Source organism: Citrobacter amalonaticus (assembly GCF_018252635.1).
Classification (GTDB): Bacteria; Pseudomonadota; Gammaproteobacteria; order Enterobacterales; family Enterobacteriaceae; genus Citrobacter_A; species Citrobacter_A amalonaticus_E.
On the sequence record NZ_JAGTXM010000005.1, the window covers coordinates 251619 to 269960 of the forward strand.

General features: G+C 55.8%; 12 protein-coding genes. 8 read left to right on the plus strand and 4 right to left on the minus strand.

Going from position 1 to position 18342, the window contains the following annotated elements; genetic code table 11:
* Positions 1–11: 11 nt before the first annotated feature.
* Complete coding sequence (locus KE671_RS16750; RefSeq protein WP_206163889.1) at positions 12–1310, minus strand: transporter; 1299 nt, start codon at positions 1308–1310, stop codon at positions 12–14.
* A 346-nt stretch (positions 1311–1656) separates the two neighbouring features.
* On the opposite strand from KE671_RS16750, the gene KE671_RS16755 reads away from it, so the two are divergent.
* Positions 1657–1764 carry a type I toxin-antitoxin system toxin Ldr family protein gene (locus KE671_RS16755; RefSeq protein WP_206163890.1) on the plus strand — a complete coding sequence of 36 codons (108 nt, stop codon included), beginning with the start codon at positions 1657–1659 and terminating at the stop codon, positions 1762–1764.
* An 81-nt stretch (positions 1765–1845) separates the two neighbouring features.
* Here KE671_RS16755 and bcsG read toward each other — a convergent pair whose 3' ends face one another.
* The 3 genes from bcsG to bcsE are packed head-to-tail and all read right to left on the minus strand — an operon-like array spanning position 1846 to position 5269.
* On the minus strand, positions 1846–3525 hold the full coding sequence (gene bcsG / locus KE671_RS16760) for a cellulose biosynthesis protein BcsG (RefSeq protein WP_206163891.1): 1680 nt from the start codon (positions 3523–3525) through the stop codon (positions 1846–1848).
* Positions 3522–3713, minus strand: coding sequence for a cellulose biosynthesis protein BcsF (bcsF, locus tag KE671_RS16765; protein WP_042323160.1), 192 nt, complete (start codon positions 3711–3713; stop codon positions 3522–3524). Before bcsF ends, bcsG begins: the two co-directional genes overlap by 4 nt.
* Positions 3710–5269, minus strand: coding sequence for a cellulose biosynthesis c-di-GMP-binding protein BcsE (gene bcsE / locus KE671_RS16770; protein WP_206163892.1), 1560 nt, complete (start codon positions 5267–5269; stop codon positions 3710–3712). The genes bcsF and bcsE overlap by 4 nt, the downstream gene beginning before the upstream one ends.
* A gap of 287 nt (positions 5270–5556) precedes the next feature.
* On the opposite strand from bcsE, the gene bcsR reads away from it, so the two are divergent.
* The 7 genes from bcsR to hmsP all read left to right on the plus strand — a co-directional run bounded on the left by bcsR (position 5557) and on the right by hmsP (position 18168).
* Positions 5557–5745 (plus strand): cellulose biosynthesis protein BcsR, encoded by a 189-nt coding sequence (bcsR, locus tag KE671_RS16775; RefSeq protein ID WP_042323607.1) that lies wholly within the window; start codon positions 5557–5559, stop codon positions 5743–5745.
* 11 nt (positions 5746–5756) lie between these two features.
* Positions 5757–6509: a cellulose biosynthesis protein BcsQ gene (gene bcsQ, locus KE671_RS16780; protein ID WP_206163893.1), complete on the plus strand. Its 753-nt coding sequence runs from the start codon at positions 5757–5759 to the stop codon at positions 6507–6509.
* Positions 6506–9127 carry a UDP-forming cellulose synthase catalytic subunit gene (gene bcsA / locus KE671_RS16785; protein WP_206163894.1) on the plus strand — a complete coding sequence of 874 codons (2622 nt, stop codon included), beginning with the start codon at positions 6506–6508 and terminating at the stop codon, positions 9125–9127. Before bcsQ ends, bcsA begins: the two co-directional genes overlap by 4 nt.
* 10 nt (positions 9128–9137) lie before the next feature.
* Positions 9138–11495, plus strand: coding sequence for a cellulose biosynthesis cyclic di-GMP-binding regulatory protein BcsB (gene bcsB, locus KE671_RS16790; protein ID WP_206163895.1), 2358 nt, complete (start codon positions 9138–9140; stop codon positions 11493–11495).
* 6 nt (positions 11496–11501) lie between these two features.
* Positions 11502–12608, plus strand: coding sequence for a cellulose synthase complex periplasmic endoglucanase BcsZ (bcsZ, locus tag KE671_RS16795; RefSeq protein ID WP_206163896.1), 1107 nt, complete (start codon positions 11502–11504; stop codon positions 12606–12608).
* Entirely contained in the window at positions 12590–16087 is a 3498-nt protein-coding gene (gene bcsC / locus KE671_RS16800; protein ID WP_206163897.1) for a cellulose synthase complex outer membrane protein BcsC, read from the plus strand. The genes bcsZ and bcsC overlap by 19 nt, the downstream gene beginning before the upstream one ends.
* 92 nt (positions 16088–16179) lie before the next feature.
* Positions 16180–18168 carry a biofilm formation regulator HmsP gene (gene hmsP / locus KE671_RS16805; RefSeq protein WP_206163898.1) on the plus strand — a complete coding sequence of 663 codons (1989 nt, stop codon included), beginning with the start codon at positions 16180–16182 and terminating at the stop codon, positions 18166–18168.
* The last annotated feature ends 174 nt before the right edge of the window (positions 18169–18342 follow it).

Genomic DNA, 18342 nt, shown 5'->3' on the forward strand with positions numbered 1-18342 from the left:
TTTTTTTATTTCTATTCAATCAGTTTCAGCAGTGGTGACAGACACAACAATATTCCATACAGCAAGATCAGCCAGGTTTTCAGACAGCGCAGTTTTTCCAGCTGAGCCACTTTGTAAATCAGGAAGAAGGGAATCAGGCAGGAGACAATACCGTACAGCGGACTGCCGAGCTGGAAGAACACCAGCACAGAGACGCGAAACGAAACCCAAATCACCAGCGTGGTGACGATAAACGCGCAAATTCCCAGCGTAATAATACGCGGAGGAATATTCCCGACGTTAACGACGCGACCCAGCACATTCAAAATGATGCCCTTCATTGCCTCATGGAACCCCAGGTAGATCCCAAAGAACGCCGTCAGCACCGCAAAGATATTCAGCACCGTCGACGTGATGTGGATAATTGGGCCAGGGATGACCTGTGCAGCAAGCGCCAGTGCAGAAATATTTTGTTCAAAGGCGGAGACCGCTTCCTCGTGGGTGATGGAGAAGGTAAACGAGAAAGAGAAAAACAGGATCACCGCAATGAGCGTGATGTAGCTGATGCGGTGCGTGCGAATTGCCATGCGGGTTGCCAGGACTCGGTCCGCTTCACGTTTGCGATAGGCAATATTCATCGGGTTGAGAACCTGAATGAAGACTGCCGAAAAGAAGCAAAAGGGAATGGTGAGTAACACATCGCGAAAGAATATCGGGGCTTGTGGGAAAGCGGTGATATTGCTCAGGTTCCAGTGGGGGATCATCGCCAGTCCAAACACCACGATGATACCAACTTTCACCACCACCATTGGACCGGAGATTTTAAAAAGCAGCTTCTCGCCACCGGAGGCGATCGCCACCAGCGCCGCAAAAATCGCCACCTTGTAGATCAATGACTGCGAAAGGTCAGCGTCAGTCAGGCCGAAGGTGCGAATGTATGACGCGCTGTCAAACACCACGGAAAGCGAGTAGATAAATATGCCGTGGATAATCATCAGGAAGTAGATGACGCCGAGAAAAATGCCCCAGTTTTTCCCCAGGTAATGGCTGATGACATCGGTATAGTCATTGCAGGTTTCGCTCTCGGAAAGCGTTTTCAGGTAGATATCCTGCACAATCCAGGTAGCCGGATAGGCAATCAGAGAGGCGGTAATAAAGACCCAGATGCCTTTTAGCCCAATTTGCACCGGCATTAATACCGTTCCTGCGCCAATCGCCATGCCGATGCACAGCAGCACCCAGCCAAAGTCGTAACGGGTAAACGGTAAAGTCTGCGATGCCGGTTTGCCGGATGCGCGGCGATCGCAAAGTGGTGATGTGTCGTGCTGCATGGAGTCCCCTGCCAAAAATAGCCGTCACGGCTTGATGACCGCGAGGGGACGCAATTCTACAGAAGAGTGTGGGTCTCTGCCAGTTGGCTGATTGCGAGGCGTCACGCAAAGCGAAAGCGCGTTGGATGTCGAGTCTGGCGGGTTATCGTAGAATCGGCGGCAAGCCGGGGTTTCCCCGGTGAGGCGCAACGTTGCGGGGGCTTGATCCCTGGCGGCGTGAGTTGCTGGAAAGAGAAAACCCCCGCACGTTGTTTGGTGATAACCTGGCAACAAAACGGGGGCTAAACTTGAACCTGAACAACTCAAGGATAGCCGCGAACGGTTGCCATTGCAACAAGGCGGCGATATGACGCTGACTCAGTTTGGCATTGCCTTCTGGCACGATTTAGCGGCTCCAGCCATTGCCGGTATTATTGCGGGAATGGTTGTGAACTGGCTACGTAGCAGGAAGTAATGCGCTGATGGGCGTTTGCCTGCCGCAGTGGCAACATGCGCCCGAACCAGGCCGCAAGGGCGATCCTTGCGGCCTTTTTCGTTATTGTGGATACGGTACCCAATCGCCACCGTTCAGACGGACATACGGTTTGTCCTGATACTGGATAACCACCGCATTGGCGTTTTCCGAGACTGCCGCCGTCTGCGGCAGGTTGCTGGTCAGTTTCGCCCAGTCCACGTTGTCTTCGGTGAAGATCTTACCGTCAAGTACGCGTACCACCAGGTCAGAAATCGCCAGGTAGCTGCTTGGCTGATTAATGACGATCGGCGCACCCTGATGCGGCGCTTTCATGCCGAAGAATTTCACGCCAGCCGGGACGTTTGTGATTGACGGGCTCGGGATATCACGTAGACCAGAGACCTGCATTCTGTCGCCTTTCAGCGCGCCGCCGTGTTCCGGTACGACAACCACCATTACCTTACGGCCGGATTTCTCCAGCTCGGTGAAGAACGCCTCCAGTTCATCAAAGAATTTCTGTGCGCGCGCTTTGTAATCCGCCGTTTTGCTTACGCCCGGATAGTGGTTACCGTCGTGGAGCGGCAGGGTGTTGTAGAAGGTGGCGCTGCGAGAATCCTTATTTTTTTCCGTGGTTTCCATCCAGCGCTGTAGCACGGCGGTGTCGTCATATACCGGAGAACCATCAAAGCCCAGCAGCGGCGCGGGTAAGCCTTTCTGATCCATCAGCTCAGCCTGCATTCCGCCATTTTCACGGACCTCTTTCAGGAAGCCGCCGAATTCGCCGTTGTGGCCCATCATCAGGTGCTGTGTAAAGCCCAGTTTTGACAGGTTATCAAACAGATAACATTCGTTTCCTGCTGGCTGGTACAAATTGGTGTGCGAGGGCTGTCCACAGCTTGCGCGTAGCAGACGAATCGCTGCCGGGCCACTGTACGACGTGGCGGAATTGAAATGTTTAAACTGAATATCAAAATGCGACCACAGCGGGTGCGACATCAGCCCTGCGGCTTCTATATCAGACCAGGAGAGCGAGCAGATATTGATAACCAGTAGCTCAAACGGCTGCGCATCCGCAGGAAGCGCTGACGGGAACGCTGTTTTTCGCTTCGCTTCCGCATTGTAAAACGTGTTCAACCATGCGTTAAGATTCGCTGACGTCGGTGGCGCGGTTTGTGCCGGGATATCACCGACAACCGGCGCTCCGCCAGCGGTCGCGACCGTTTCTGCCGCCGTACCGCCCGTGGTGGTCACTGTGGTCGTCGGTTGACCTGCCGGCCACAGCGAGAAACTCGGGCCCGCCAGCGTCAGGACGTTCAGCCAGACCAGAATCGCTACCACGAACACGGTAACCCGAATCCATTGTGATAAAAACAGCCATGCGACCAGCAGGACAAACACGGCGCCAATCATCTGCCAGTTGATAAAGCGCGTGGCAAGATCGAGTAAATAGTCCGTGCTAAAGCCCGCTACCTGCGAGCCCTGGCTCATAATACTTTCCGGGCCTGGCAGCCAGGTGTCGTGCCAGAACAGACCAAAACCGATCGGAATGGCAATCCAGTGACGAATGCGATGCAGGCGGTAACGTGGAATAGGCATCAGCAGGAATGCCATAAAAACCAGGTTCAGCAGCGGGTGAAAATTCAGATAGCCCGCCCAGAGCAGGCCAAATTTCACCAGAAAATAGAAGTTCCAGCCAGAAAGGCCGCGCCAGTATTGCCAGAGTGGTGAAGGCAGTGATGCGTTTTGGGTGTGTTGAGTCATTTTTTCGTCGCCCTGGAAATCACCGTGCGGCGCAATGTTCCGGCCGGTTTAACATAACGAGGTTTTGCAAATAACAGCCGGGTCGTATTGCTGATCCGGCGTAGTGAATGGCGCGCCAGATACCCCAGCGGGAAGAAAATCAGCGCACAAACAACGATGATTTGCAGAATATCGCTGATAGTCATCATGATGAGCGCTCCGTTTCATCGTCCAGTAAGCGTAGCGGGTGTGGAATGCGACGCCACGTCTTGCCGTCATGCTCGGCATTAATGACCGGCTTCACGTTCTGGGTCAGCGGCAGTGGTTGTCCCCACTGCTCTGGTGCCAGTAAGCGCATCTGCACCAGTTCAGCGCTGATGAGATTATCTTCAAACCAGACCATGCGGTTAGAAAAGAGATCGCCGGTCGGGAGCGGAAAGATATGATTCAGCGCAGTATCAAGATCGTTGACCCGGCAAAACGACAAGAACAGGACCAGGCGGTTGCCGCCAATGGTGACGATATCGCCGGTACGGTGTGGGCGACACATGGTTAAGGCTTGCTCAACGCGAATCCCCGGAACGGGCCGCAGCGCCACCATTACCCCTTTGCCGTCGGCAGGCAACAGGGTGTTGCTCATCATGTTATTTACCGCTTCACAGAACACGTCCCACTTCTGGAAACCGCGCAGTTTCATCGGCTGGGTCATCGACAGCAACGTTGTGATATCTTCCGGCACGTAGCGGCTAAATTGCTGACCCTGAACGCTTTCAATCAACGTCAGACAACGCGAGAGCGGAGCATTCCACGGGATCACCATATTGGCACCGCAGCCTAACAGCAGGCGCTCGTCGGTGGCGCGCAGACTGGCGATGTTTTCCCGCACAAGGATTTTCAGCGCGCTTCCGCGCTGGCGGCGCAGGGTATGAATGCTTCGCGCCATGGGCTCAATCTGGCTGTTTTGTTGAAGCGAGAAGATCAAGGTTGCGGCCTGCGCCGTTCGCGCCTCATTGAATAAAGCTTCATTATTATCGAATAATTTCCAGTGTTCGGAGAGTGGCGGTGCCCCCTCCAGCACGGCGACATTACTCAGGATCTGCTTTTCATCGCTACGGGGTTGGATTTCAGCCTCTTCTTTTTGCACCAGTTCCCACTGTCCTTCATGATGGCGGACGGTGAGTTGCTGACGAGCGCTCACTCCTTTCTCGTTGCACCAGAAGGCAATATCAAACAGATGTTGATCGCCCTGATAACGCATACTGGCGAGGCCGTAAAGCGAGCGGTATTCCCCCATTAAATAAGAGAATTGTTTATCGTTATTATTGCCGGGGTTAAGCACCACTACAGAACAGTGATGGAGACGCGTCCATTTATTCATTTTGTCCAGCCACAGACGCAAACGTTCAACGGGTATATTTTGCCAGCCGTTATTTGCGCAAATAAGAATGAATAAGTAATGCGTCGGATCCACGGAACACAGCAAATCGCGGGTCATAAATTGTAGACCCTTTTCCGAATTTGGCATGGAAAATAGCTGAATTTTTTCCGGGCCGTGAGATTCATCTAATTTGAATATTTCCCCAGGATCGTGGCCCATAGTAATACCCGCGACTTTTGCAGTCCCGGTCTGAAAGGCAATCGTTTGATTCGCCAGGCTGATAGCGTCTTCAACACGATCGGTGTTAACCCACCAGACTCCGCCGGCTGGCATATGGCGTAGTTCATCCCACAATGATGAGATGCCAATTGAAAATACAGGGTCCACAGCGTTCCTCGGGTCGCTATTTTATCTGTTATCAGTTTACTAGCGAAAGCCCAGAAATAAACCTAACATTGAAATTAAAACGTATCAGATTTAGCATGTGAATCGATTTGGCGAGCAAGAAGCCTTGTAACATCGGCCTTTCCGATTCCATGACGCGTATTCTTACGAAACAACAAGTCAGAAAATGAGCAACATTTGGGCTTGCCTAATTTCGGTGAGAACGAAGCGGAATGCAGAAAGAAAAAATGTTTGAAGCATGGCGAGTCTATTCAAAGGGATAACACAAAATGTCTGACAACGAACCCGGCACGCAAACTGATTCAACATTGGGCTATACCTTTCAAAACGATTTCCTGGCATTAAGCCAGGCTTTTTCATTGCCAGAATTTGATTACACCGATATTTCCCAGCGTGAACAGCTTGCCGCCGCGATTAAACGCTGGCCGCTGTTGGCTGAATTTGCGCAACAACAATAAGGGATCCGTGGATGGCCATTCTGGGACTTCAGGGCATACGAGGCGGGGTAGGCACGACGTCAATCGCTGCTGCACTGGCCTGGTCATTGCAATTATTAGGGGAAAATGTACTGGTTGTTGATACCAGCCCCGATAATTTGTTGCGCCTGTCATTCAATGTCGATTTCACTTATCGCGATGGCTGGGCCAGAGCGATACTTGATGGCCGTGACTGGCAGGACGGTGGGATGCGCTATACCTCTCAGCTTGATTTGCTGCCGTTTGGCCAATTGACGGCGCAGGAGCGCGAATACCCCGACCGCTGGCTGGAACGACTGGGCGGCATCGCGGCGGGCATCCGTGCGCTAAAAGAGAGTGGGCGTTACTCATGGATTATACTGGATCTGCCTCCGGGGTCCGCGCCGTTGACCCGACAACTGGTCAATGAGTGTGACCACACGCTGGCGATTGTCAAAGCCGACACGAACTGCCATGTCCGTTTGCATCAGCAGTCTTTGCCGGCGGGCGCGCATATTTTGATTAATGATTTACGCGTTGGCAGCCAGTTACAGGACGATCTCTACCAGGTCTGGCTGCAGAGTCAACGTCGTCTGCTGCCGATGGTGATTCATCGCGATGAAGCCGTGGCGGAGTGTATGGCAGCTAAACAACCGCTGGGTGAATACCGTAGTGACTCGCTGGCCGCAGAAGAAGTGCTGACGCTGGCAAACTGGTGTTTATTACATTACTCAGGCCAAAAAACTCCTGTCGGGAGCGCATCATGAGTGTCCTGTCCCGGTGGTTGCTTATCCCGCCGGTCAGCGCCCGTTTAAGCGAGCGTTATCAGGGTTATCGTCGTCATGGCGCGTCGCCTTTCAGCGCGGCGCTGGGCTGCCTGTGGGTGATCCTCGCGTGGGTCTTCATCCCGCTGGAGCATCCGCGCTGGCAGCGGATCCGTGCCGAACGTAAAGCGCTTTATCCGCATATTAACGCCGCGCGTCCGCGTCCGTTAGATCCTGCCCGTTACGCCATTCAGACCCTCTGGCTGATGGCGACTTCGCCGCGTCAGGAGACGGCAGCGCCACGCTGGCAAACCTTCTCCCGTCTGCAGGGCGTCAGAGGGCGTTACCATCAGTGGATGGATGCGCTACCGGGACGCGTGACGCAAAACACCACGCATCTGGATAAACAAAAGGAGCTCGGTCACCTGAGCCCCGGCGCGCGTCGCTTTATCATCGGGATTATCGTCACCTTCTCGCTGATACTGGCGCTGATATGCGTGACCCAGCCGTTTAATCCGCTGGCGCAGTTTATCTTCCTGATGCTGCTGTGGGGCGTTGCGCTGATCGTGCGCCGCATGCCGGGTCGCTTCTCCGCGCTGATGCTGATTGTGCTGTCGCTGACGGTATCGTGCCGCTATATCTGGTGGCGCTATACCTCTACGCTGAACTGGGACGATCCGGTGAGTCTGGTTTGCGGGCTGATCCTGCTGTTTGCCGAAACCTATGCGTGGATTGTGCTGGTGTTGGGTTACTTCCAGGTCGTCTGGCCGCTGAACCGCCAGCCGGTGCCACTGCCAAAAGATATGTCGCAGTGGCCGTCGGTTGATATCTTTGTGCCGACCTACAACGAAGATCTGCACGTGGTGAAAAACACCATTTACGCTTCGCTGGGTATCGACTGGCCGAAAGATAAGCTCAATATCTGGATCCTCGATGATGGCGGACGTGAAGAGTTCCGCCAGTTCGCCCAGACCGTGGGGGTGAAATATATTGCCCGTACCACCCATGAGCACGCCAAAGCGGGGAACATTAACAACGCCCTGAAATATGCCAAAGGCGAATTTGTCTCGATCTTTGACTGCGACCACGTGCCGACGCGTTCGTTCCTGCAAATGACGATGGGCTGGTTCCTGAAAGACAAAAATCTGGCGATGATGCAGACGCCGCACCACTTCTTCTCGCCGGACCCGTTTGAACGTAACCTCGGGCGTTTTCGCAAGACGCCAAACGAAGGCACGCTGTTTTACGGTCTGGTACAGGACGGTAATGACATGTGGGATGCCACCTTCTTCTGCGGCTCTTGTGCGGTGATTCGCCGTAAACCGCTGGATGAAATCGGCGGCATTGCTGTAGAGACCGTGACGGAGGATGCGCATACCTCGCTGCGTCTGCACCGTCGCGGTTATACCTCCGCGTACATGCGCATTCCGCAGGCGGCGGGGCTGGCGACCGAAAGTTTATCTGCCCACATCGGTCAGCGTATTCGCTGGGCGCGCGGGATGGTCCAGATTTTCCGACTCGATAACCCGTTGACCGGAAAGGGGCTTAAGTTCGCCCAGCGATTATGTTACGTCAACGCCATGTTCCACTTCCTGTCCGGCGTTCCGCGACTGATCTTCCTGACCGCTCCGCTGGCGTTCCTGCTGTTGCATGCCTATATCATCTATGCGCCCGCGCTGATGATTGCGCTGTTTGTCCTGCCGCACATGGTCCACGCCAGCCTGACTAACTCGAAGATTCAGGGCAAGTACCGTCACTCCTTCTGGAGCGAGATTTACGAAACGGTGCTGGCCTGGTATATCGCGCCGCCGACGCTGGTGGCGCTGATCAACCCGCACAAAGGCAAGTTTAACGTCACCGCGAAGGGCGGACTGGTAGAAGAAGAGTATGTCGACTGGGTGATTTCCCGTCCGTACATCTACCTTGTATTGATTAACCTGTTCGGCGTGGCGGTGGGGGTCTGGCGTTACTTCTACGGTCCGGAAAATGAAATGCTGACCGTCGTCGTCAGCCTGGTGTGGGTATTCTACAACCTGATTATTCTCGGCGGCGCGGTGGCGGTGTCGGTTGAAAGTAAACAGGTTCGCCGCTCTCACCGTGTTGAAATTTCCATGCCGGCGGCGATCGCCCGTGAAGACGGACACCTGTTCTCATGCACCGTCCATGATTTCTCCGATGGCGGTCTGGGGATCAAGATCAACGGTCAGGCCCAGGTGCTGGAAGGACAGAAGGTGAATTTACTGCTCAAACGCGGCCAGCAGGAATATGTCTTCCCGACGCAGGTGGCGCGCGTTTGGGGTGAACAGGTGGGGTTACAACTGATGCCGCTGACCACCAAACAGCATATCGATTTTGTGCAGTGTACGTTTGCTCGTGCCGATACATGGGCGCTCTGGCAGGACAGCTATCCAGAAGATAAGCCACTGGAAAGCCTGTTGGATATTCTGAAGCTGGGTTTCCGTGGCTATCGCCATCTTGCGGAGTTCTCCCCGTCTTCCGTCAAAATAATTTTCCGGTCTCTGACTTCTCTGGTTTCCTGGGTTGTGTCGTTCATTCCACGCCGTCCGGAGCAGGACGAAGTGGCGGTGCAACAGCCGGATCAGGTTATGGCTCAACAATGATGATAACGCGATGAAAAGAAAACTTTCCTGGATTTGTGCAGTGGCAATGGGGATGAGCGCAATCCCTTCTTTCATGACGAATGCGACGCCTGCAACGCAACCACTGATAAATGCTGAGCCAACCGTGGCCCCGGCGGCGGCCGAACCTGCACAGGCTGATGCCAATCAGCCGGTGGGTCAGGTGATGCCGGGTGTTCAGGGAGCTGATGCGCCGATTGTGGCGCAGAATGGCCCTTCCCGTGACGTGAAACTGACGTTTGCACAGATCGCGCCACCGCCGGGCAGTATGGTGCTGCGCGGTGTGAACCCTAACGGCAGTATTGAATTTGGCATGCGCAGCGATGAAGTGGTCTCCAGAGCCGTGCTGAATCTGGAGTACACCCCGTCGCCGTCCCTGCTGCCGGTACAGTCGCAGCTTAAGGTCTATCTGAACGATGAGCTGATGGGGGTGCTGCCGGTCACCCAGGAACAGTTGGGCAAAAAGACGCTGGCGCAAATACCGATCAACCCATTGTTTATCACCGACTTTAACCGTGTGCGGCTGGAGTTTGTCGGTCATTATCAGCAGGTTTGTGAAAACCCGGCCAGCAGTACGCTATGGCTGGACGTTGGTCGCAGCAGTATGCTGGACCTCACCTACCAGACGCTGGAAGTGCAAAACGATCTCTCACACTTCCCGGTGCCATTCTTCGATCCACGCGACAGCCGCACGATGACGCTGCCGATGGTCTTTGCCAGTTCGCCGGATCGCACCCTGCAACAGGCGGCGTCGATCGTATCGTCCTGGTTTGGTTCCCGGGCGGGTTGGCGGGGCCAGCACTTCCCGGTGCTGTATAACACGCTGCCGGATCGTAATGCGATCGTCTTTGCCACCAACGATAAGCGACCTGATTTCCTGCGTGAACATCCGCCGGTAAAAGCGCCGGTGATCGAAATGATCGGCCATCCGGATAACCCTTACGTAAAACTGCTGGTGGTGTTTGGTCGTGACGATAACGATCTGTTGCAGGCGGCGAAAGGGATCGCCCAGGGCAACATTCTGTTCCGTGGTAGCAGCGTGGAAGTGAACGACGTGAAGCCGCTGCTGGCGCGTAAACCATACGATGCGCCAAACTGGGTGCGCACCGATCGTCCGGTGACCTTCGGCGAACTGAAAACCTATGAAGAGCAGTTGCAGTCCACCGGCATGGAACCTGCCGCGATCAACGTCTCTCTAAACCTGCCGCCGGATCTCTATCTGTTGCGCAGTACCGGTATTGATATGAACCTCAACTACCGTTACACCACACCGCCGACCAAAGACAGCTCGCGCATGGATATCAGTCTGAACAACCAGTTCCTGCAGGCCTTTAGTCTGACCAGCAATGAAAAGGGTAACCGTTTGCTGCTGCGTCTGCCGGTACTGCAAGGACTGCTGGACGGGAAAACGGATGTCGCCATTCCGGCGCTGAAGCTGGGCGCGATGAACCAACTGCGGTTTGACTTCGAGTACATGAATCCAATGCCTGGAGGCTCGATTGAAAACTGTATTACCTTCCAGCCGGTGCCGAACCATGTGGTGATTGGCGATGACTCCACCATCGACTTCTCGAAGTACTACCACTTCATTGCGATGCCGGATCTGCGCGCGTTTGCGAATGCGGGCTTCCCGTTCAGCCGCATGGCGGACTTGTCAGAAACCATCACCGTGATGCCGAAAAAACCGAATGAAGCGCAGATGGAAACCCTGCTTGACGCCACCGGGACGATCGGTGCGCAAACCGGTTTCCCGGCGATTAACCTGACCATCACCGATGACAGTAGTCAGATTCAGGGCAAAGATGCGGACATCCTGATTATCGGGTCGATCCCGGACAAACTGAAAGACGACAAGCGTATCGACCTGCTGGTCCAGGCGGCGGAAAGCTGGGTGAAAACGCCCATGCGCCAGACGACGTTCCCGAGCATCATGCCGGATGAAGCCGATCGCAAAGCGGATGCGCAGGCGACGGTGACGTCAAGTGGACCCATGGCGGCGGTCGTCGGCTTCCAGTCGCCGTTCAACGATCAGCGCAGTGTGGTGGCGCTGCTGGCAGACAGTCCGCGCGGTTATGAACTGCTGAATCAGGCCATCAACGACAGTGGCAAACGGGCGGCGATGTTTGGTTCCGTCTCGGTGATCCGCGAATCTGGCGTAAGCAGTTTACGCGTTGGCGATATTTACTACGTAGGTCACCTGCCGTGGTTTGAACGGCTGTGGTACGCACTGGCCAACCATCCGGTGCTGTTAGCCGTACTGGCGGCCATCAGCGTGGTGTTACTGGCCTGGGTATTGTGGCGTCTGCTGCGCATCATCAGTCGCCGTCGTCTCGATCCGGATCATGAGTGATAAATAATGAACGCGTTGCGTAGTGGGATAGTCATGGTGTTAATGCTGGCCGCGCTGAGTGTGCAGGCGGCCTGTACCTGGCCTGAATGGGATCAATTTAAAAAGGATTACATCAGTCAGGAAGGGCGGGTGATTGATCCCAGCGACGCACGCAAAATCACCACCTCGGAAGGGCAAAGCTATGCGATGTTCTTTGCCCTTGCCGCCAACGATCGCAAGGCCTTTGATGCGTTACTGGACTGGACGCAGAACAACCTCGCGCAAGGGTCGTTGCAGGAACATCTGCCTGCGTGGTTGTGGGGACAGAAAGATCCCTCTACCTGGGCGGTGCTGGATAGCAATTCCGCTTCTGATGGCGACATCTGGATCGCGTGGTCGCTGCTGGAAGCGGGACGCCTGTGGAAAGAGCCGCGCTATACCGATATCGGCAAAGCCTTGCTGAAACGCATTGCCAGCGAAGAAGTGGTGACGGTACCGGGTCTGGGCTCCATGCTGTTACCCGGTAAGATTGGTTTTGCCGAAGCCAACACATGGCGTTTTAACCCGAGCTATCTGCCGCCTCAGCTGGCGCAGTATTTCACCCGCTTCGGTGCACCGTGGTCCACGCTACGCGAAACCAACCAGCGACTGCTGTTAGAAACGGCACCGAAAGGCTTCTCGCCGGATTGGGTCCGTTACGAGAAAAACAAAGGCTGGCAACTGAAGCCAGAGAAAACGCTGGTCAGCAGTTACGACGCGATTCGTGTCTATCTGTGGGCGGGCATGATGCATGACGGCGACCCGCAGAAAGCGCGGCTGCTGGCAAAATTCAAACCGATGGCAACCCTGACAACTAAAAACGGTCTCCCTCCGGAGAAAGTGGACGTCGCCAGCGGCAAAGCGCAGGGCAATGGCCCGGTGGGCTTTTCTGCGGCCTTACTGCCTTTCCTGCAAAACCGCGACGCACAAGCGGTGCAGCGACAGCGCGTAACGGACCATTTCCCTGGCAGCGATGCCTACTATAGCTACGTGCTAACCCTCTTCGGACAAGGGTGGGATCAGCATCGTTATCGCTTCACCGTCAAAGGTGAGTTACTACCTGACTGGGGCCAGGAATGCGCAAGTTCAAATTAAGTTTACTCGGGGTCTCACTCGGCCTTGCCCTGATGCCCTTTGCCGACGCCGCGCCGTCGGCGCAACAGCAGTTGCTGGGACAGGTGCGGTTGGGCGAAGCCACGCACCGTGAAGATCTGGTGCGTCAGTCGCTTTATCGCCTTGAACTGATTGACCCGAATAATCCGGACGTTATTGCCGCCCGCTTTCGTTATCTGCTACGTCAGGGAGATAACGACGGCGCGCAGAAACAGCTTGATCGACTTTCTCAGTTAGCGCCGGGCTCTAACGCCTATAAATCATCGCAAACCACCATGCTACTTGCGACGCCGGATGGACGTCAGTCGTTGCAGCAGGCTCGCCTGCAGGCGACGACGGGGCATGCCGAAGAGGCTGTCGCCGCCTATGATAAGTTATTCAAGGGCAACCCGCCGGAAGGCGATCTGGAAGTGGAGTACTGGAGCGCGGTGGCAAAAATTCCGGCTCGCCGTAATCAGGCAATCAATCAGCTCAAGGCGATTAACGCCCGCAGCCCGGGCAATAACACATTGCAAAATACGCTGGCGCAGCTGCTGTTTGATAACGATCGCCCGGCCGAAGGCTTTGTGATTCTGGAGCAGATGGCGAAATCCAACACCGGGCGGAATGCCGCGGCCACTATCTGGTACACGCAGATCAAGGATCTGCCGGTCAGCGACGCCAGCGTGAAGGCGCTGCAAAAATACCTCACGGTGTTCAGTGAGGGAGACAGCGTGGTCGCTGCGCGCAGTCAGCTCAGCGAGCAGCAAAAACAGCTCTCCGATCCGACATTCCGCGCGCGTGCGCAGGGGCTGGCGGCAGTCGAAGCCGGACAGGGCGGACGGGCGGTTTCTGAACTGCAGCAGGCGGTGAGAGCCAACCAAAACGACAGTGAAGCCGTGGGCGCGCTGGGGCAGGCCTATTCTCAACGTGGCGATCGCGCCAGCGCCGTTGCGCAGTTTAAGAAAGCGCTGGCGATGGATCCGCAAAGCGGGAGCCGCAGCAAGTGGGAAAGTCTGCTGAAAGTGAACAGCTACTGGCTGGCAATTCAGCAGGGCGATGCCGCGCTGAAAGCCAACAATGTTGATCAGGCTGAGCGCCTCTACCAGCAGGCCAGAAACATCGACAACACCGACAGCTATGCGGTGCTGGGGCTGGGTGATGCGGCAATGGCGCGGAAAGATTATCCGGCTGCCGAGCGTTATTACCAGCAGACGCTGCGTATGGACAGCGGCAACACCAACGCCGTACGCGGTCTGGCAAACCTTTATCGCGCGCAGTCGCCGGAGAAAGCCTCGGCGTTTATCGCCACGCTCTCTGCCAGCCAGCGTCGCAGCATTGATGATATTGAACGCGGACTAGAAAACGATCGTCTGGCGCAGCAGGCCGAAACGCTGGAGAACCAGGGCGACTGGGCGCAAGCGGCGGAACTACAACGCCGTCGACTGGCGCTGGATCCGGGCAGCGTCTGGATAACGTATCGGCTGTCACGCGATCTATGGCAGGCCGGGCAGCACAGCCAGGCCGATGCGCAGATGAGCGCGCTGGCGCGTCAGAAACCCAACGATCCGGAACAGGTTTATGCATACGGACTTTACCTGTCCGGCAATAACCAGGATCGGGCAGCGCTGGCGCACATCAACAGCCTGCCGCGCAGCCAGTGGAACAGTAACATTCAGGAACTGGCTGACCGTCTGCAAAGCAACCAGGTGCTGGAAACGGCTAACCGCCTGCGCGACAGCGGTCGGGAAGCCGAGGCCGAAGCGCTGTTACGCCAACAGCCTGCCTCGACCCGTCTCGATTTAACGCTGGCCGACTGGGCGCAGCAGCGCGGGGAATACAACGCGGCGCGAGGCGCTTACGACGCCGTGCTGGCGCGCGAACCGGACAACGTCGATGCGATGCTAGGGCTGACGGAAGTGTACATCGCCCAGGGCGACAAGCCTGCCGCGCGTGCGCAACTGGCAAAACTACCCGCAACGCAGACGCCGTCAATCAACATGCAGCGACGGATCGCGCTGGCGCAGATGCAGCTTGGCGACACCGCTGCGGCGCAACAGACTTTCAACACCCTGATCCCACAGGCTAAAGCGCAGCCGCCATCAATGGAAAGCGCGATGGTGCTGCGTGACGCCGCGAATTTCCAGGCGCAGAGCGGCGAGCCGCAGCAGGCGCTGGATACCTACAAAGACGCGATGGTGGCGTCCGGCATTACGCCAAGGCGTCCGCAGGATAATGACACCTTTACCCGTCTGACCCGTAACGATGAAAAAGATGACTGGCTGAAGCGCGGCGTGCGCAGCGATGCGGCGGATTTATATCGTCAGCAGGATCTGAACGTCACGCTGGAGCATGACTACTGGGGATCGAGCGGTACCGGCGGCTATTCTGATCTGAAAGCGCATACCACCATGCTGCATGTGGATGCGCCGTATTCGGACGGTCGCATGTTCTTCCGTACCGATCTGGTCAGCATGAACGCAGGCAGCTTCAAGACCGATGCAAATGGTCGCTACGACAATAACTGGGGGACCTGTACGCTGGAAGACTGTAGCGGTAGCCGCAGCCAGTCGGATACGGGCGCGAGCGTCGCTGTGGGCTGGAAGAATGACACCTGGAGCTGGGATATCGGTACCACGCCAATGGGTTTCAACGTCGTTGATGTGGTTGGCGGAGTCAGTTACAGCAATGACATCGGGCCGCTGGGATATACCCTGAACGCGCACCGTCGACCGATTTCCAGTTCGCTGCTGGCCTTTGGCGGACAGAAAGATGCGCAGAGCCACAACGGCGACAGCAACGACGTCAACACCGGTAAAAAATGGGGGGGTGTTCGCGCGGACGGCGGCGGAATTAGCCTCAGCTACGACAAAGGCGAAGCCAACGGCGTCTGGGCCTCACTTGGTGCCGATAGCTTGACCGGGAAGAACGTTGAGGATAACTGGCGCGTCCGCTGGATGACCGGTTACTACTACAAAATCATCAACGAGAATAATCGCCGTGTGACCGTGGGCCTGAACAATATGATCTGGCACTACGACAAAGATCTGAGCGGTTATTCGCTGGGCCACGGCGGCTACTATAGTCCGCAGGAATACCTGTCCTTTGCGGTGCCGGTGATGTGGCGTCAGCGGACGGAAAACTGGTCCTGGGAACTGGGCGGTTCCGTATCCTGGTCGCATTCGCGCACCAAAACCATGCCGCGTTACCCGTTGTTGAATCTGATCCCGTCGGATTACCGGCAGGAAGCCAGCGAACAGACCAACGGCGGCGGCAGCAGCCAGGGCTTTGGTTATACCGCCCGGGCGCTGATCGAACGTCGGGTGACCTCTAACTGGTTTATCGGGACGGCTGTGGATATTCAACAGGCGAAGGATTACACCCCAAGCCATTTCTTGCTGTATGTCCGTTATTCCGCTGCGGGCTGGCAAGGGGATATGGATCTGCCGCCACAACCGCTGGTGCCTTACGCAGACTGGTAATCAGAAAAGTCCTTTTCAGACACAGCCTCTCTCAATGCCGCCGCGATCGGGTATACTCGGGCGGCAATCTGGGATATCCGGGGGAGACAATATTGCGCGTCAGTCGCTCGTTAACAATTAAGCAGATGGCAATGGTGGCTGCCGTTGTCATGGTGTTTGTGTTTCTGTTTTGTACCGTGTTGCTGTTTCATCTGGTACAGCAGAACCGCTATAACACGGCGACGCAACTGGAAAGTATTGCCCGTTCGGTACGTGAACCGCTGTCTGCCTCAATTTTAAAAGCCGATATTCCCGGAGCCGAAGCGATTCTCGCCAGTATCAAACCGGCGGGGGTGGTGCAACGGGCCGATGTGGTGCTACCGAATCAGTTTCAGGCGCTGCGTATGAGCTTTATCCCGGAACGGCCCGTCCCGGTGATGGTGACCCGGCTCTTCGAACTGCCGGTGCAGATCTCGCTTCCCGTCTATTCGCTCGAGCGTCCTGCGAATCCACAGCCACTGGCATATCTGGTGCTCCAGGCCGACTCCTTCCGCATGTATAAGTTTGTGATGAGCACGCTATCTACGTTAGTGACCATTTACTTACTTTTATCCCTGATGCTGACGGTGGCCATTAGCTGGTGTGTGAATCGGCTGATTTTGCACCCGCTGCGTAAAATTGCCCGCGAGCTGAATGACATTCCGCCACAAGATTTGATTGGTCATCAGCTGGCGTTGCCGCGTCTGCATCATGACGATGAGATTGGCCTGCTGGTGCGCAGCTATAACCTTAATCAACAACTGGTCCAACGCCACAGCGAAGAGCAGACGGACAACGCAATGCGTTTTCCGGTCTCTGACCTGCCGAACAAAGCGTTCCTGATGGGGCTGCTCGAGCAGGTCGTGGCGCGTCAGCAGACCACGGCGCTGATGATCGTCACCTGTGAAACACTGCGTGATACGGCGGGGGTGCTGAAAGAGGCACAGCGGGAAATTCTGCTGTTGACGCTGGTGGAGAAGCTGAAATCAGTACTTTCACCGCGAATGGTGCTCGCGCAGATCAGCGGTTACGATTTTGCCATTATCGCCCACGGCGTCAAAGAGCCGTGGCACGCCATTACGTTAGGTCAGCAAGTACTCACTATCATTAATGAACGACTGCCGGTTCAGGGGATCCAACTTCGCCCGAGCTGCTGCATTGGCGTGGCGATGTATTACGGCGATCTCAGCGCGGAACAGCTCTATGGACGCGCGGTCTCCGCGGCGTTTACCGCCCGGCGTAAAGGCAAGAATCAGATTCAGTTCTTCGACCCTGAGCAGATGGAAGTCGCCCAGAAACGGCTGACCGAAGAGAGCGATATTCTCACCGCGCTGGACAACCACCGTTTTGCCCTGTGGTTGCAGCCTCAGGTGGAGATGAGCAGCGGCAACGTGGTCAGCGCCGAAGCGTTACTGCGCATGCAGCAGCCGGACGGAAGCTGGGAATTGCCGGAAGGGCTGATTGAGCGGATTGAGTCCTGCGGCCTGATGGTCACCGTGGGCCATTGGGTGCTGGAAGAGTCCTGTCGTCAGCTCGCAGCCTGGCAGGCACGGGGGATCACGCTGCCGCTGTCGGTCAATCTGTCGGCGCTTCAGTTGATGCACCCGAACATGGTGTCAGACATGCTGGAACTGTTAAATCGTTATCGTATCCAGCCAGGTACGCTCATTCTGGAAGTGACGGAGAGTCGGCGGATCGATGACCCGCATGCCGCAGTGGCGATACTGCGTCCGTTGCGTAACGCCGGCGTGCGTATCGCGCTGGACGATTTCGGCATGGGCTACGCGGGGCTGCGCCAGCTTCAGCACATGAAATCCCTGCCAGTTGACGTGCTGAAAATCGACAAAATGTTCGTCGATGGTCTGCCAGAAGATAACAGCATGATCTCGGCAATCATCCTGTTGGCACGTAGCCTGAATCTGCAGATGGTGGCGGAAGGCGTTGAGACCGAAGCACAGCGTGAATGGCTGGCGCAGGCGGGCGTTGAAATCGCTCAGGGCTTCCTTTATGCCCGCGCGGTACCCGCAGAAACCTTCGAAGAACGTTATCTGAAGCACAATTGATGTGATTACAATACTTTAAAAAGGTCCGGCTTGTGCGAGCCAGCTCAAGGTTTTTAACATTTTTGTTTCAATTATGATCCTGGTGCATTTCTGCCATGTTGTCTGGGTGTTATTTTAAGGCCGCAGGTTAACCAAAACCTTACAAGACCTGTGGTTTTTACTTCAAGGACACCT

Coding starts and splice junctions, on each gene's coding strand:
- KE671_RS16750 (WP_206163889.1), bottom strand. CDS start 1,310: ATGCAGCACGACACATCACCACTTTGCGATCGCCGCGCATCCGGCAAA.
- KE671_RS16755 (WP_206163890.1), top strand. CDS start 1,657: ATGACGCTGACTCAGTTTGGCATTGCCTTCTGGCACGATTTAGCGGCT.
- bcsG (WP_206163891.1), bottom strand. CDS start 3,525: ATGACTCAACACACCCAAAACGCATCACTGCCTTCACCACTCTGGCAA.
- bcsF (WP_042323160.1), bottom strand. CDS start 3,713: ATGATGACTATCAGCGATATTCTGCAAATCATCGTTGTTTGTGCGCTG.
- bcsR (WP_042323607.1), top strand. CDS start 5,557: ATGTCTGACAACGAACCCGGCACGCAAACTGATTCAACATTGGGCTAT.
- bcsQ (WP_206163893.1), top strand. CDS start 5,757: ATGGCCATTCTGGGACTTCAGGGCATACGAGGCGGGGTAGGCACGACG.
- bcsA (WP_206163894.1), top strand. CDS start 6,506: ATGAGTGTCCTGTCCCGGTGGTTGCTTATCCCGCCGGTCAGCGCCCGT.
- bcsB (WP_206163895.1), top strand. CDS start 9,138: ATGAAAAGAAAACTTTCCTGGATTTGTGCAGTGGCAATGGGGATGAGC.
- bcsZ (WP_206163896.1), top strand. CDS start 11,502: ATGAACGCGTTGCGTAGTGGGATAGTCATGGTGTTAATGCTGGCCGCG.
- bcsC (WP_206163897.1), top strand. CDS start 12,590: ATGCGCAAGTTCAAATTAAGTTTACTCGGGGTCTCACTCGGCCTTGCC.